The 15,277-nt window shown below is 59.4% G+C and carries 16 protein-coding genes; 1 reads left to right on the top strand and 15 read right to left on the bottom strand.

Annotation, left to right across the window (positions count from 1 at the left end; translation table 11 throughout):
• Positions 1-416 precede the first annotated feature (416 nt).
• Positions 417-2,102 carry a 2-isopropylmalate synthase gene (gene leuA / locus GVN17_RS02530; RefSeq protein ID WP_166593643.1) on the top strand — a complete coding sequence of 562 codons (1,686 nt, stop codon included), beginning with the start codon at positions 417-419 and terminating at the stop codon, positions 2,100-2,102.
• 188 nt (positions 2,103-2,290) lie between these two features.
• Here leuA and GVN17_RS02535 read toward each other — a convergent pair whose 3' ends face one another.
• From GVN17_RS02535 to fdx, 15 genes are all read right to left on the bottom strand, one after another.
• Positions 2,291-2,695: a hypothetical protein gene (locus GVN17_RS02535; RefSeq protein ID WP_166593644.1), complete on the bottom strand. Its 405-nt coding sequence runs from the start codon at positions 2,693-2,695 to the stop codon at positions 2,291-2,293.
• 119 nt (positions 2,696-2,814) lie between these two features.
• The gene (locus tag GVN17_RS02540) at positions 2,815-3,252 is read right to left on the bottom strand and encodes a hypothetical protein (RefSeq protein ID WP_166593645.1); all 438 of its coding nucleotides are present in this window, start codon (positions 3,250-3,252) and stop codon (positions 2,815-2,817) included.
• A gap of 58 nt (positions 3,253-3,310) precedes the next feature.
• Positions 3,311-4,102, bottom strand: a complete 792-nt coding sequence (locus GVN17_RS02545; RefSeq protein ID WP_166593646.1) for an amidohydrolase — start codon at positions 4,100-4,102, stop codon at positions 3,311-3,313.
• A complete protein-coding gene (locus tag GVN17_RS02550) occupies positions 4,090-5,238 on the bottom strand; it encodes a pyridoxal phosphate-dependent aminotransferase (protein ID WP_166593647.1) in 1,149 nt (382 codons plus the stop codon). The genes GVN17_RS02545 and GVN17_RS02550 overlap by 13 nt, the downstream gene beginning before the upstream one ends.
• Before the next feature lie 119 nt (positions 5,239-5,357).
• Positions 5,358-6,827 (bottom strand): ribosome biogenesis GTPase Der, encoded by a 1,470-nt coding sequence (der, locus tag GVN17_RS02555; RefSeq protein WP_166593648.1) that lies wholly within the window; start codon positions 6,825-6,827, stop codon positions 5,358-5,360.
• A 151-nt stretch (positions 6,828-6,978) separates the two neighbouring features.
• Complete coding sequence (gene bamB / locus GVN17_RS02560; protein WP_166593649.1) at positions 6,979-8,130, bottom strand: outer membrane protein assembly factor BamB; 1,152 nt, start codon at positions 8,128-8,130, stop codon at positions 6,979-6,981.
• Positions 8,123-8,764: a YfgM family protein gene (locus GVN17_RS02565; RefSeq protein WP_166593650.1), complete on the bottom strand. Its 642-nt coding sequence runs from the start codon at positions 8,762-8,764 to the stop codon at positions 8,123-8,125. The genes bamB and GVN17_RS02565 overlap by 8 nt, the downstream gene beginning before the upstream one ends.
• A 36-nt stretch (positions 8,765-8,800) precedes the next feature.
• Positions 8,801-10,090, bottom strand: a complete 1,290-nt coding sequence (hisS, locus tag GVN17_RS02570) for a histidine--tRNA ligase (RefSeq protein ID WP_166593651.1) — start codon at positions 10,088-10,090, stop codon at positions 8,801-8,803.
• A gap of 21 nt (positions 10,091-10,111) precedes the next feature.
• Positions 10,112-11,221: a flavodoxin-dependent (E)-4-hydroxy-3-methylbut-2-enyl-diphosphate synthase gene (ispG, locus tag GVN17_RS02575; protein ID WP_166593652.1), complete on the bottom strand. Its 1,110-nt coding sequence runs from the start codon at positions 11,219-11,221 to the stop codon at positions 10,112-10,114.
• Positions 11,222-11,224: 3 nt separating this feature from the next.
• On the bottom strand, positions 11,225-12,244 hold the full coding sequence (locus GVN17_RS02580) for a RodZ family helix-turn-helix domain-containing protein (RefSeq protein WP_166593653.1): 1,020 nt from the start codon (positions 12,242-12,244) through the stop codon (positions 11,225-11,227).
• A complete protein-coding gene (gene pilW, locus GVN17_RS02585; RefSeq protein ID WP_166593654.1) occupies positions 12,244-13,002 on the bottom strand; it encodes a type IV pilus biogenesis/stability protein PilW in 759 nt (252 codons plus the stop codon). Before pilW ends, GVN17_RS02580 begins: the two co-directional genes overlap by 1 nt.
• Positions 13,003-13,028: 26 nt before the next feature.
• On the bottom strand, positions 13,029-14,177 hold the full coding sequence (gene rlmN / locus GVN17_RS02590) for a 23S rRNA (adenine(2503)-C(2))-methyltransferase RlmN (protein WP_166593655.1): 1,149 nt from the start codon (positions 14,175-14,177) through the stop codon (positions 13,029-13,031).
• 27 nt (positions 14,178-14,204) lie between these two features.
• The gene (gene ndk, locus GVN17_RS02595; protein ID WP_081565735.1) at positions 14,205-14,630 is read right to left on the bottom strand and encodes a nucleoside-diphosphate kinase; all 426 of its coding nucleotides are present in this window, start codon (positions 14,628-14,630) and stop codon (positions 14,205-14,207) included.
• A gap of 90 nt (positions 14,631-14,720) precedes the next feature.
• Positions 14,721-14,921, bottom strand: a complete 201-nt coding sequence (iscX, locus tag GVN17_RS02600) for a Fe-S cluster assembly protein IscX (protein ID WP_166593656.1) — start codon at positions 14,919-14,921, stop codon at positions 14,721-14,723.
• A 13-nt stretch (positions 14,922-14,934) separates the two neighbouring features.
• Positions 14,935-15,276: an ISC system 2Fe-2S type ferredoxin gene (gene fdx, locus GVN17_RS02605; protein ID WP_166593657.1), complete on the bottom strand. Its 342-nt coding sequence runs from the start codon at positions 15,274-15,276 to the stop codon at positions 14,935-14,937.
• Position 15,277: the final 1 nt, after the last annotated feature.

Raw genomic sequence — 15,277 nt, forward strand, 5'->3', positions numbered from 1 at the left:
AGCTGTAGGAGTGAGCTTGCTCGCGATACCAACGTTGCCGCAGCGGCTCAGTGCCTGACACCACGCTATCGCGAGCAAGCTCACTCCTACAGTTGACCCCGGTTGCACGACCTGAAACGGGCCAGCAATAAAATCCTGAAAGCACGTAGCAATCCGTCAAAAAATAGCTGCATACCGCTACTTTTGAAATTCCCTCTCAATTTTTTCCAACTGCTTGCCAGCTTTCACCTCATTGGTTACGGTTGGACACATGAAAACCTCTCAAACCCTCATTCTGATGCGTCAACATCGCTGCCTCAGCCTCGTCAGTGCACGACTGCCAGGCTGAAATCGCGGTGCCTCGACCCTTCATCTGCGTTTCTCGTTAATCGGCTGGCCGCCTTCTTTCGGCCTTGAGTCCACAAAGGATTATTCTCATGACCATGCTCAAAGATCCCTCGAAGAAGTACCGCGCGTTCCCTGTCATCGACCTGCCCGATCGCACCTGGCCTTCCAAGACCATTACCGAAGTGCCGATCTGGTGCAGCTCTGACTTGCGCGACGGTAACCAATCGCTGATCGAGCCAATGGATTCGGTCAAAAAGCTGCGCTTCTGGAAAACCCTCGTTCAAGTGGGCGTGAAAGAAATCGAAGCTTCGTTCCCAGCGGCTTCGCAAACCGACTTTGACTTCGTGCGCACCCTGATCGAAGACGGCCACATCCCGGACGACACCACCATTCAGGTGCTGACCCAAGGCCGTGAAGACCTGATCGCTCGCACGTTCGAATCCCTGCGCGGCGCGAAGAAAGCCATCGTCCACCTGTACAACGCGACCTCGCCGTCCTTCCGCCGCATCGTGTTCAATCAGGACAAGGACGGCATCAAGGCCATCGCGGTCAACGCTGCCAAGCTGTTCGTCAAATACGCCGCTCAGCAGCCGGAAACCCAGTGGCAGTTCGAATACTCGCCGGAAACCTTCAGCGCCACCGAACTGGATTTCGCCAAGGAAGTCTGTGACGCCGTGATCGAAGTGTGGAACGCCACGCCGCAGAACAAGGTGATCCTCAACCTGCCGGCCACTGTCGAAGTCGCCACGCCGAATATCTACGCCGACCAGATCGAGTGGTTCTGCCGCAACATCACCCGCCGCGACAGCGTGATCATCAGCCTGCACACCCACAACGACCGTGGCACTGGCGTGGCCGCTACCGAGCTTGGCCTGATGGCGGGCGCTGACCGTGTCGAAGGTTGCTTGTTCGGTAATGGCGAGCGCACCGGTAACGTGGATCTGGTGACCGTTGCCCTCAACATGTACACCCAGGGTCTGAACCCGCAACTGGACTTCTCCGACATCGACGGCGTTCGTAAGGTGGTCGAAGAGTGCAACCAGATCCCGGTTCACCCTCGCCACCCGTACGTCGGCGACCTCGTGCACACCGCGTTCTCCGGTTCGCACCAAGACGCGATTCGCAAGGGCTTCACTCAGCAGAAAGAAGACGCGCTGTGGGAAGTGCCATACCTGCCGATCGACCCGGCGGACATCGGCCGCAGCTACGAAGCGGTCATTCGGGTGAACAGCCAGTCCGGCAAAGGCGGCATCACTTACCTGCTGGAACAGGAATACGGCATCTCGCTGCCACGTCGCATGCAGATCGAGTTCAGCCAAGTGGTTCAGGGCGAGACCGACCGTCTGGGCCTGGAGATGACCGCGCAGCAGATCTACTCGCTGTTCAAGACTGAATACCTGCAAGCCAACAAGCCCTACGCGCTGGTCAGCCATCGTCTCCAGGAAGAAAACGGTCACAGCGCCGTTGAAGTCGAAGTCACGGGCAAAGGTGACGGCGAAAGCAACCTGCACTGGAAGGGCCGCGGTAACGGCGCGCTGGAGGCACTGGTGGCCGGTCTGCCGGTCAAGGCGGAGATCATGGACTACAACGAACACGCCATCGGCGCGGGCACCACGGCCAAGGCTGCTGCCTACATCGAACTGCGCGTGAACGGCGAGCGTGCGGTCCACGGCGTGGGCATCGATGAAAACATCACCACCGCCAGCTTCAAGGCCCTGTTCAGCGCGCTGAACCGTGCACTGATTCAGGCTGAGGTCGCAGCACAGGCTGCTTGATCCCCGAGGATCGGTGATGACAGACCTGGAGGAGCGAATTCATTCGCGATGCAAGGACGCCAGGCGATGCATCTGTGTCGCCCGTTACATCTTTCGCGAATAAATTCGCTCCTACAGATGATGTTTTTTGAACCCAAAAAAGGCCCTGAAGCTCACGCTCCAGGGCCTTTTTATGTGTGGCGTGTGGGTCAGGCCTTGGTGCTGACGGAGCCTTTCATCAATTCCAGCAATGACGCCTGAAGAGCGGTGAGTTGCGCCATGGTCCCGGCGATCTGCTGTTGGATAGCCATGACTTGCGCAGCCTTCTCCTGCTCTGGAGCCTTGCTGTTCAACGCGGCGGCGAGCTGCTGCTGCTGTTGCTCAAGCACCTTTTGCGTCTCTTTGATCTGATCTTGCAGTTGCTTGATCATCTGCTCGCGTGGCGACTGGGGCGCCTCCGCTTCTCCCGCTTTCTTACCGGGCTCGGTGTACGCCGTGCCGCGCAGGTTCACGCTGGCGGTCACCACATCGCTCTTGGTGGCCTGATCGTTTTTGAGCGCGACCGTAAAAGGATTGGCGTAAGGACTCAACGTGCTTGTATTGATCGTCGTCATGATGAACTCCTGTTCTGTGCACTTTGTATCGGCCAAGGTACAAAGAACTGAAGCCCATTCTTTACGCACACGAAAACGCCCCATGACCTTCGTCACGGAGCGCTTTTACGGGGGAGATGTCAGGCCGTGGTGTTGATGCTGCCAGACTTTTGCAACTGGGCCAGCGCGGCCTGCTGGGTCGCCAGCGTAGAAGTGGTCGTGGAAATCTGGCCCTGGATCGCCATGGCGCGCTGAGCTTTCTCTTCATCAGAGCCGCTGCTGGCGTTGGCCGCTGCCAATTGCTGCTCTTGCTGCTGCAACTGCTTTTGGGTTTCCTTGATCTGCTCTTCGAGCTTCTCGATGGCCTGCTCGCTCTCGCTGGAAGAACTGGAGCTGCCGCCCGCTGCCCCTGCGCCACCCGCAGCCCCGGCTCCGCCTGCCTGCGCGGTGGTAGAGCCCGCCGCAGCGGTAGTGGTGGAGGCGTCGCTGTCAGTAGAGGCCGTCGAGGTGCCTTTCTTGACGGCAACCGAGAAACTGCTGGTGTAGGAAGCGAGTGAAGAAGTGCTGATGGTGGTCATACCGATCTCCTGTTTGGGTACAACGCTATCGACCGCCACCCCCTCCAACTCTATGACGTTAGTGTATCTCGAATGTATCGGCGTCGAGATATGCCGGGAATTTCTGGCGATAGGCATCCAGGCTTTCAGCGGACAGGCTGACATGAAAAACCCCGTCGGCCCCACCAATATTCAGCAGGCTTTCGCCCTGAAAATCCAGCACCTGACTGTCGCCGGTGTAGGCGAAGCCTTTGCCGTCGGTACCCACGCGGTTCACCGCCGCCACGTAACACAGATTCTCAATGGCCCGAGCAGGCAACAGGCGATTCCAGTGCTGACGCCGGGCCCCGGGCCAGTTGGCGGTGTACAGCAGCAGATCGGTGTCTTGAGCACCTCGGCTCCACACTGGAAACCGCAGGTCGTAACAGATCAACGGCCGGATTCGCCAGCCCTTGAGTTCGAACTGCACCTGACGTTCGCCTGGACTGTAGTGCTCGTGCTCGCCCGCCATGCGAAACAGATGGCGTTTGTCGTAGTGCAACAGCTCGCCGTCCGGACGGGCCCACAGCAAGCGATTGCGATGGGTGCCGTCTTCCGCCCGAATGATGACGCTGCCCGTCACGACCGCATTGAGGCGCTTGGCCTGATCGAGCAACCAGCGCGACGTGATGCCGTTTTCAGGCTCAGCCAATGCTTCGGACTCCATCGAAAATCCGGTGGTGAACATTTCCGGCAGGATCACCAGATCGGCACCCTGGGCTTGGGACAGCAGCTCCTCGAAGTGCGCGTGATTCGCCTGACAGTCGTGCCAGACGAGGGTGGTCTGCACCAACGCCAGGTTGAGGTTTGGCAATGAACTCAAATCGCGCATAGTTTTTCCGCTGCCAGACGCAACGTCTCCTCTCGCTTGGGAAAGCACAGGCGAATCAGGCGCTGGCCTTCGGGCGGATTCTGATAGAACACGGACGGGGGAATGCTCGCCACGCCATGCTCGCGAGTCATCCACAGCGACATGTCCACGTCGTTCAGATCAGGACGAATCTGTGAGTAATCGACCAGTTGGAAATACGTCCCGGCGGCGCGGGTGAAGGTGAAACGCGAGCCTTCGAGGCGGTCGCAAAAAAAGTCGCGCTTGGCTTGGTAGAACGCTGGCAGCTCATCGACGTGCTCTGGACAGGCCGCCATGAAATCGGCCAACGCCCACTGCAAAGGGGTCACGCCACAGAAGCCGACGAATTGGTGAACCTTACGCATCTCGGCGGTCAGCGCAGGCGGTGCGATGAGATAGCCGGTTTTCCAGCCGGTCACGTGGTAGGTCTTGCCAAACGAACTGACCACGAATGCTCGCGCATACAGCTCATCGTGAGCCAAGACGCTGGCGTGTTTCACGCCGTCGAACACCAAGTGCTCGTACACCTCGTCGCTGACCAGGTAAATGTCACGGTCACGAATGAGTGCCGCCAACTGGTCGAGTTCGGCGCGGCTGATCAACGCACCGCTCGGGTTGTGCGGGGTATTGATGATGATCATGCGCGTCTTCGGACTCAACGCGGCGGTGAGCTGCTCCCAATCGATGGAGAAGTCACCCGGCTTGAGTTGCACGTGCACGCAACGGCCACCGGCCAGCTCCACCGAGGGCTCGTAGCTGTCGTAACTGGGATCGAACACGATGACTTCGTCGCCAGCCCGAACCACGGTCTGAATGGCGCAAAAGATGGCATGGGTCGCGCCGGGGGTGATGGTAACCTCGGTGTCGACGTTGACGTCACGGCCGTACGCACGCGCGATCTTGGCAGCCACTTGCTGACGCAGCGCGGGCAGGCCCGCCATCGGAGCGTATTGGTTGAAGCCGTCCATGGTGCGGCGACAAAGGGCTTCGCGCAGCGCGTCAGGCCCGTCGAAGTCGGGAAAACCCTGGGAAAGATTGATCGCGCCGGTATCGGCTGCAAGCTGGGACATCACGGTAAAAATGGTGGTGCCAACGTTCGGCAATTTGCTGGTGATCATCGGGGTTTCCTGCTCCACACCCGGCTCCAGAACGGCACGGGGACCCGCAGAATAGCCCATCCTTGGCGCATAAAAAAAGGCGCCATTGGCGCCTTTTTCGAAGAAAGTCCGTTACTGAATCAACGCTTGTCCTTGCGCTTCTTCTCGGCTTTCTTGTGGTGCGACATCAAGCGACGCTTCTTGTTGACCTGGCGGTCGGTCAGCGTGTTCTTGTTGCCTTCATACGGGTTATCGCCACCCTTGAACTCAATGCGGATCGGCGTACCAACCAGCTTGAGCACGCGGCGGTAGGTGTTTTCCAGATAGCGTACGTACGACTTGGGTACGCGCTCGACCTGGTTACCGTGGATCACGATGATCGGCGGGTTCGCACCACCCAAGTGGGCATAACGCAGCTTGATCCGACGGCTGTTGACCATCGGCGGCTGGTGCTCGGTGACCGCGTCTTCGAGGATCTGGGTCAGGCGGCTGGTCGGCCAGCGAGTGACTGCCGACTTGAACGAGTTCTGCACCGATTGGTACAGGTTCCCGACGCCCGTGCCGTGCAGCGCGGAGATGAAGTGGATGTCCGCGAAGTCCACGAAGAACAACCGGCGCTCCAGCTCGGTCTTCACGTAGTCGCGCTCGCTCGGGACCATGCCATCCCACTTGTTCAGTGCGATGACCAGTGCGCGACCGGCTTCCAGCGCGAAGCCCAGCAGGTTCAGGTCGTGATCGACCACGCCTTCGCGGGCGTCCATGACGAAGATCACCACGTTGGCGTCTTTGATCGCCTGCAGGGTTTTCACCACCGAGAATTTTTCGACTTCTTCGTGGATCTTGCCGCGCTTGCGCACGCCGGCGGTGTCGATCAGCGTGTACTTCTCGTCGTTGCGTTCGAACGGGATGTAGATACTGTCACGTGTCGTGCCGGGTTGGTCGTAGACGATCACGCGGTCTTCACCGAGCATGCGGTTGACCAGCGTCGATTTACCAACGTTCGGACGACCGATGATCGCGATCTTGATGCCGTCCTTCTCGCTAGGACCCGGAATACGCTTGGCTTCCTCGCCTTCAGCGACGTCTTCCTCTTCGCCCTCTTCCACTTCATCAGCGTCTTTGGGGAATTCGCGCAGGGCGATGTCCAGCATCTGCGTGATGCCGCGACCGTGGGCGCCAGCGATCGGGATCGCGTCGCCCATGCCCAGTGGCGCGAACTCGGCACGTGCCATGTCAGGGTCGATGTTGTCGACCTTGTTGGCGATCACGTACGAGGTCTTGTTGCGCTTGCGCAAGTGCTCGCCAATCATTTGGTCGGCAGCGGTGAAACCGGCCTTGGCGTCCACCAGGAACAGCACGACATCGGCTTCTTCGATGGCCAGCAGCGACTGCTCGGCCATCTTTTCGTCCATGCCGTGTTCATCACCGGAAATACCGCCGGTGTCGATCACAATGTAGGTGCGCCCTTGCCACTTGGCCTCGCCGTACTGGCGATCACGGGTCAGACCGGACAAGTCGCCGACGATGGCGTCGCGACTACGGGTCAGGCGGTTGAACAAGGTGGACTTGCCGACGTTCGGTCGACCCACCAGGGCGATTACGGGAACCATGCGGCTCTCCACTTCGTTATTTCAGAAAATACAAAAGCCGCTGCAAGGCAGCGGCCGGAGTTCGGAGCGGCATTCAACACGCCGCAAGCCCCGTCAACGCGGGGCCGCCAGAGGAAAGCCGCCGAGCGGCCTCCTCTAGCATAGACAGCCACTACTTGATCGTCAGGGCTTCCAGCTTGCCGCTGTTGCCAAAGACGTAAATAGTGTTGCCGGAGACCAGCGGACGCGCACGCAGGCCGTCGCTGTCGATCTTTTCACGCCCGACGAAGTGACCGTCGACCTGGCTGAGCAGGTGGAGATAACCTTCGAAGTCACCGACCGCCACATAGCTGGAGAACACTTCCGGAGAGCCAAGTTGACGACGGGCCAGCGAGTCGTTGCTCCACAGCGCCGTGGAAGAACGCTCATCGACGCCTTCAACGGTGCCGTTGGCCAGCGAAACGTAGACGCTGCCGAAGCCTTGTGCCACGCCCGAATAGCTCGACGCATCACGCTGCCACAGCACGCGGCCGCTTTGCAGCTCCAGACCGGCTACACGCCCCTGGTAGGTCGCCACGTACAAGGTGCTGCCGGACAACAGAAGGCCGCCGTCGATATCGACCACGCGATCCAGCTCCGAGCGACCTTGGGGAATCGCAACGCGCTGCTCCCAGACCGGTACACCGTTGGTGGTGTCTAGGGCCACGACCTTGCCGGTCGAAAGGCCAGCGACTGCCAACTGACTGGTCACGATCGGGGCGCCGGTGCCACGCAGCGTCAACACCGCAGGACTGCTTTCGTAAATCCAGCGTTGGTTACCGGTGGCGGCATCGTAACCGATAACCTTGTCGTCCTGAGTCTGAGCGACAACCACATCACCGTTGGTGGCCGGAGCGGACAGCACTTCGCTGGTCGCCTTGGCTTTCCACTTCTGCTCGCCGGTGGATTCGTCGAGGACGATCACTTCGCCACGCAGAGTACCGACCATGACCAGACCGGAACCTACGCCGACCGCGCCGGAAACAGGTTGCTCCAGCTCTTTCTTCCAGACCACGTCGCCATTGCTGCGGTTGATCGCCATGATCAGACCTTTAGCGTCGGCAGCGTAGATGTTGTCGCCGTCGATGGCTGGAACGAGCATGTTGTAGATATCGCCCTGGCCGTCACCGACCGAGCGGCTCCACAACTTCTGCAGGATCACTTCTTCCTTGAAGCTGGTGAGCTCGGCCGGAGGCAATTCCTTTTTGCTGTTGCTGCTGCAACCCGCGGCCAGAACGGCCAGAGCCAGCAATGCTGCATGTTTCCAACGAATCACGTCACGCATCCCCTTTCGCCAGATCGTCGAGCTTCATTTGCAGGCCGCCCACTGCCGATTGCTCGGACAGCGCAGCCTTGGCTTTCTTGTATGCAGCGTACGCATCATCGGTACGACCCAACTGAACCAGCAGGTCGCCACGCAGCTCTTCACGGCTGGCTTCGAAAGACTTGTCGACCTGACCGTCGAGCAGCTTCAACGCATCTTCCGCCTTGTTCTGGGCCGCAAGCACGCGAGCCAGACGTTGACGGGCGATTTCACCCAAGGTCGGGTTGACCGGTTTGTCGTTGACCGCTTTCAGTTCACTGACCGCATCGTCCAGCTTGCCAGTGTCGACCGCCACCTTGGCCACGAACAGGCTGCCGTACTGAGCGTAGGCCGTGCCACCGAAATCGCTTTTCAGCTTGCCAGCGATGGCCGCCACTTGACCGGCATCTGCCTGGCCACTTGGCGTCAGGGCCGTTTCCAGCAATTGCTGGTACAACGCCGAAGCACCTTGTGCCTGGTTGTTCTGATAGCGATGCCAGGCCTGCCAGCCCAACACCACGATCACCGCCAGCAGACCGCCGGTGACCAAAGGCTTGCCGTTACGCTGCCACCAGTCCTTTACCGCCGCCAGCTGTTCATCATCGGTACTCGACACGCCACTACTCCTATCCAATCCGGCTATTTATTCGCTTCAGCCCTGCACGATGCAGGTGGCCAGGTGCTCGGAAAGAGCATCCCATGCAACAGTTTGTTGTTCGCCTTGACCGCGCAGCGGCTTGACGCCCACTTCCTTGCGGGCCAATTCTTCGTCTCCCAGGATCAGCGCAAACAATGCGCCGCTCTTGTCAGCCTTCTTGAACTGGCTCTTGAAGCTGCCCGCCCCGGCGTTGACCTGCAGACGCAGGTTCGGCGCCTGATCGCGCAGGCGCTCGGACAAGGCCAGTGCCGCCAGTTCAGCCGCTTCACCGAACGCGCAGACGTAGACGTCAACGGTACGGGAGATTTCTTCCGGGACTTTGTCGAGGGTTTCCAGCAGCAGGACCAGACGCTCGATCCCCATGGCGAAACCGACGCCCGTGGTGGGCTTGCCGCCCATTTGCTCGACCAGGCCGTCGTAACGGCCACCCGCGCAGACGGTGCCCTGAGCCCCGAGCTGATCGGTGACCCATTCGAAAACGGTCTTGCTGTAGTAATCCAGGCCACGGACCAGCTTCGGGTTGATCACATAAGGAATGCCAACAGCATCCAGACGCGCTTTCAGACCCTCGAAGTGAATCCGCGATTCTTCATCCAGGTAATCCGCCAGCTTCGGCGCATCCACCAGAACGGCTTGGGTCTCAGGATTCTTGGTGTCCAGCACGCGCAGCGGGTTGGTTTTCAGACGGCGTTGGCTGTCTTCGTCCAGTTGGTCGTGACGCGCCGACAGGTACTCGACCAGCGCCTCGCGGTAACGCCCACGGGCTTCGCTGGTGCCCAGACTGTTGAGTTCAAGCTTCACCGCACTGCGAATGCCCAACAATTCCCACAGACGCCACGTCAGCACGATCAGCTCGGCATCGATGTCCGGACCGTCGAGGTTGAACACTTCCAGACCGATCTGGTGGAACTGGCGATAACGGCCTTTTTGTGGACGTTCGTGGCGGAACATCGGGCCGATGTACCAGAGCTTCTGCACTTGGCCGCCGCCGGTGATCCCGTGCTCAAGTACCGCGCGCACGCAGGCCGCTGTGCCTTCAGGGCGCAGGGTCAGCGAATCGCCGTTGCGGTCTTCGAAGGTGTACATCTCTTTTTCGACGATGTCGGTGACTTCGCCAATGGAGCGTTTGAACAGATCGGTGAACTCGACGATCGGCATGCGGATCTGGCGATAACCGTAGTTATCCAGCAAACGCGATACGGTGCCTTCGAAGTAGCGCCACAGCGGGGTCTGGTCCGGCAGGATGTCGTTCATGCCACGAATGGCTTGCAGAGACTTACTCACAAAAATTCCTTGGAAACTGGGTTAGCCGCGAACGATCAGCGCTGCGTCGGCCTCGACCTTTTCGGCCGCTTTCTGACGGATCAGGCGTTCAAGCTCGTCCACCAGATTGTCATTGGTCAGCTTTTGCGATGGCTTGCCATCGATGTAGATCAGGTTCGGCGTGCCGCCCGTCAGGCCGACATGGGCCTCCTTGGCTTCGCCCGGACCGTTCACCACACAACCGATCACCGCCACATCCAGCGGGACCAGCAGGTCTTCAAGTCGCCCTTCCAGTTCGTTCATGGTCTTGACCACATCGAAGTTCTGCCGCGAGCAGCTCGGACAGGCGATGAAGTTGATGCCACGGGAACGCAGGTGCAGCGACTTGAGGATGTCGTAGCCGACTTTCACTTCTTCAACAGGATCGGCGGCCAGCGAGATACGGATGGTATCGCCAATTCCTTCGGCCAGCAGCATACCTAGGCCGACGGCCGATTTCACTGTGCCTGAACGCAAACCACCCGCTTCGGTGATCCCAAGGTGCAGCGGCTGGACGATTTGCTTGGCCAGCAGGCGATAGGCTTCGACGGCCATGAACACGTCCGACGCCTTGACGCTGACCTTGAAGTCCTGGAAATCCAGGCGATCGAGGTGTTCAACGTGGCGCAACGCCGACTCCACCAAGGCAGCCGGGGTCGGTTCGCCATACTTTTTCTGCAGGTCTTTTTCCAACGAACCGGCGTTCACGCCAATACGGATTGGAATGCCCCGGTCGCGTGCTGCATCGACCACCGCGCGTACCCGGTCTTCACGACCGATGTTGCCCGGGTTGATGCGCAGGCAATCAACGCCCAGCTCAGCCACGCGCAACGCGATCTTGTAGTCGAAATGGATGTCGGCCACCAGCGGCACTTTGACCAACTGCTTGATACGCCCGAACGCTTCGGCGGCGTCCATGTCGGGAACGGACACACGAACGATGTCCACGCCCGCCGCTTCCAGACGATTGATCTGGGCAACGGTAGCGGCGACGTCGTTGGTGTCGCTGTTGGTCATGCTCTGTACCGCAATCGGCGCGTCGCCGCCGACCGGGACGGAGCCGACCCAGATTTTACGAGATTCGCGACGTTTGATCGGAGATTCGCCGTGCATGACTTATTGCCCCAGCTTCATGCGAGCCGTCTGGCCCGATGTGAAAGGTGTGACGTCCACCGGCTGGCCGTTGTAGCTGACCTGTGCGGCACGGGCCACGCCCAGACGGACCGACAGAGGCGGCTTGCCGCTGACGCTGACGTTGTCGCCCGAGTGCTTGAGGCCGGTGCTTAGCACCTTGCCGTTGGCGTCGGTGATCTGAAACCAGCAATCGGCGGTGAACTGCAACTGGACCTGTCCGAAACCAGCCGGGGTCGGCGCTGTATCGGCAGGATTAGGAGCTGGCGCAGGGACAGCCGCTGTGGCGGGTGCGGAGGTTGCACCTGGCATCGGAACAGTGTGCGCAGGCACAGCAGGCGTCGCTGTAGTGCCGTGAACCGGAGCGACTGGCGCAGTGGTCGCTGGCGCAGTCGTGGTCGGCGCAGCGGAGGTCGTCGGTGCAGTGGAGGACGAATCGGTGTTGTTCAGTGGCAGTGGCGCCGTGTTGTTCTGCCCTTCTGCGACCGCCTGATCTTCAGGCTCGTCCAGCGGGTGAATCTGGGTGGTGCCGTCGGCGCTTTCGACTTCGACGTGCTCCATGCCCAGACTGGTCGGCTCCTTGCCACGCAAAGTCGCCTGATCCTGCCACCACACGAAACCGCCACCAATCAACGCAACCAGTAATAACAGGCTGACGATACGCAGAATATTGTGGGACAGACGCACAGGCTCTTCGATACGGCCCAAGGCGTGAACGTTGCTGCCCTGTCCGTCGGTGCCGGTGTATTGATCGAACTGAGCAACCAGTGCGGTCTGGTCAAGGCCCATCAATTTCGCGTAGGCACGGATATAGCCCCGGGCGAACGTGTGGCCCGGAAGCTTCTCAAAATCGCCCGACTCCACATAGCCCAGGGAAGTCGCGGTGAGGTTCAACCTCAAAGCCACATCTGGCAGCGACCAGTTTTTACTCTCGCGAGCCTGGCGCAAGGTTTCACCAGGGTTCGTACGAGTGGCTGCTACAACTTCGGGATGCGCCGCTTTCATCATTGCTCCGACAGGTATTGCTGATATTCCGGCGTGCCGGGATAGAGTCTTTTTAGTTGCAGGCCATAACTGGCTGCCTTGTTGCGATCGTCATAGATCTTCGCCAGGCGCGTACCCAGCAACAGGCTACGTGCATTCTGCTCGCTCAGTTGGCTGAAACGGTCATAGTAATCACGCGCCGGCACATAATGCCTGTCTTCGTAAGACAACTCAGCCATTTCCAGCAACGCACGTGGCTGTTGGGCGTCGAGCCTGAGGGCCTTGGTGAACTCGTCGAGCGCCTGATCCCGATTGCCCAGCATCACGGAGGTCATGCCGAGGTTCTCGAACACCCGGGCACGCTCGGCGTAGAGATTGTCGTCCGCAGCCTGCTGGAAGCGCTCGTAAGCGTCTTTGTAGCGTTTTTGCTGGTAGAGAAAGCTGCCGTAATTATTGAGGATGCGAGCATCCTTGGGGCGAGAGGACAACGCTTTCTTGTAATACTGATCTGCAAGCTCAGGCTCGGCCTCGGCCTGGAACACCAGCCCCAGCGCAGCATTGGCGTCAGGGTCGGAGCTGTCCAGCTCCAGTGCTTTTTTCAACGGCGCCTTCGCACGCTCCATCTGCCCCTGCTGCAGATAGCCGATCCCCAACTGCACATAAGCCTGACGAGCATCTTCACGTCCCTTGCCGGTACTCATCGGATCGACGTTGCCGGTGGAAACACAGCCAGCCAGCAGCGTGACAACACACAGCAGCAGCGCAGCGCGCAGGGACATAGAGATCCTCTCAGTCAATTTCGCAGTCAGGTGCGAGCCCCAGCGACCTGAGCCCCTTCGGTCTCGGCACTGAGCTCGCGCACAGCAATGTAGCGTTCGCTGCGGCGAGTGCGGTCCATTACCTGCCCGACCAGTTGGCCACAGGCAGCATCGATGTCCTCACCGCGCGTGGTGCGCACAGTGACGTTGAATCCAGCGTGATGCAGCAAATCCTGAAAACGACGGATCGCGTTGTTGCTCGGACGCTCATAACCCGAATGCGGGAACGGGTTGAATGGAATCAGGTTGATCTTGCACGGCGTGTCCTTGAGCAGCTCGATCATCTCCACGGCATGCTCAGGCTTGTCGTTGACGTCCTTGAGCAGGGTGTATTCGATGGTCAGGACGCGCTTCTCACCCAATGCCGACATGTAGTTGCGGCAGGATTCGAGCAGCATTTTCAACGGGTATTTCTTGTTGATCGGCACCAACTGGTTGCGCAGCGCGTCGTTCGGCGCGTGCAGCGAAAGCGCCAGCGACACGTCAATGTGCTGTGCCAGCACGTCGATCATCGGTACCACGCCAGAGGTGGACAGCGTCACCCGACGTTTGGAGATGCCATAGCCGAAGTCGTCCATCATCAGACGCATGGCGGCAATGACATTGTCGAAGTTCAGCAATGGCTCGCCCATGCCCATCATCACCACGTTGGTGATGGCACGGTCGACGGTCGCCGGGACACTGCCGAAAGATTTGTTGGCAATCCACACCTGACCGATGACTTCGGCGGCGGTGAGGTTGCTGTTGAAGCCTTGCTTGCCGGTGGAGCAGAAACTGCAATCCAGCGCGCAGCCCGCCTGGGAAGAGACACACAAGGTGCCGCGTTTGCCCTGCGGGATGTAAACAGTCTCGACGCAGCTGCCAGACGCCACGCGCACGACCCACTTACGGGTGCCGTCGGTTGAGATGTCCTCGCTGACGACTTCGGGACCCCGAATTTCGGCACGACGCTCAAGCTTTTCGCGCAGCGCCTTGCCGACGTTCGTCATGGCTTCGAAATTATCGACGCCATAGTGGTGAATCCACTTCATGACCTGACCGGCACGGAAGCGTTTCTCCCCGATGGACTCGAAGAATTTTTCCATTTCCTGCAGGGTCAGACCCAACAGGTTGATTTTGCCAGTCGTATCAGTCATGGATTCACCCTCACTCGCAGCAGCAGCTTAGCGAGTGGTTACCTCGGTAGCAGCGAAGAAGTAAGCGATTTCGCGAGCAGCAGCGGCTTCGGAGTCCGAACCGTGAACGGCGTTGGCGTCGATGGACTCGGCGAAGTCAGCACGGATGGTGCCGGCAGCAGCTTCTTTAGGGTTGGTAGCGCCCATCAGCTCACGGTTTGCCAGGATGGCGTTTTCGCCTTCCAGCACCTGAACGACAACCGGACCGGAAGTCATGAAAGCAACCAGGTCGCCGAAGAAACCACGGGCGCTGTGCTCAGCGTAGAAACCTTCTGCTTCGGCCTTGGACAGTTGCTTCAGTTTCGAAGCGACGACGCGCAGACCGGCTTTTTCGAAGCGGGTGGTGATCTCGCCGATTACGTTTTTAGCAACAGCATCAGGCTTGATGATCGAGAAAGTACGTTGAACAGCCATGGTGTAACTCCAGAAACGGTGATTATTGCGAAAAATTAAACCCGCGAATTATACGCGGGTTCTGGTGTATTGCCTAACGTGCAGAGATGATCAGTCTATTTCATCGGCCCAAAGGGTCTGGACCGCTTCCAGTACCTTCTCGCCGACCCGACCCGACGTGTCGTCGAAATCAGGCAATTGCTGGATCATCTGTTGCAGTTTGACGAAGCCTACCGAGTAAGGATCGAGCCCCGGATGGGCCTCGGCCAACTCTTCGGCAATGCGTTGTACGTCATTCCAACCGTAGCTCATGACAATCCCTCAGTCAGTGCGGCGCTTCGGCGGCATGGTTAAGCGAATATTTCGGAATCTCGACGGTCAGGTCTTCGGTACCGACCTTGGCCTGACATGCCAGGCGGGAAGTCGCTTCCAGGCCCCACGCACGATCAAGATAGTCTTCTTCCAGCTCGTCGGCCTCTTCCAGCGAATTGAAACCCTCGCGGATGATGCAATGGCACGTGGTGCACGCGCACACACCGCCGCACGCGCTTTCCATCTCGATATGGTGCTCATGAGCCAGTTCGAGGATGGATGTGCCTGGCGCAGCCTCGACCACCAACCCGTCCGGGCAAAACTCCTTGTGGGGGAGAAAAATCACCTGCGGCATC

Origin of the sequence: Pseudomonas sp. SLFW, assembly GCF_009905615.1 — a bacterium.
GTDB lineage: Bacteria > Pseudomonadota > Gammaproteobacteria > Pseudomonadales > Pseudomonadaceae > Aquipseudomonas > Aquipseudomonas bambusae.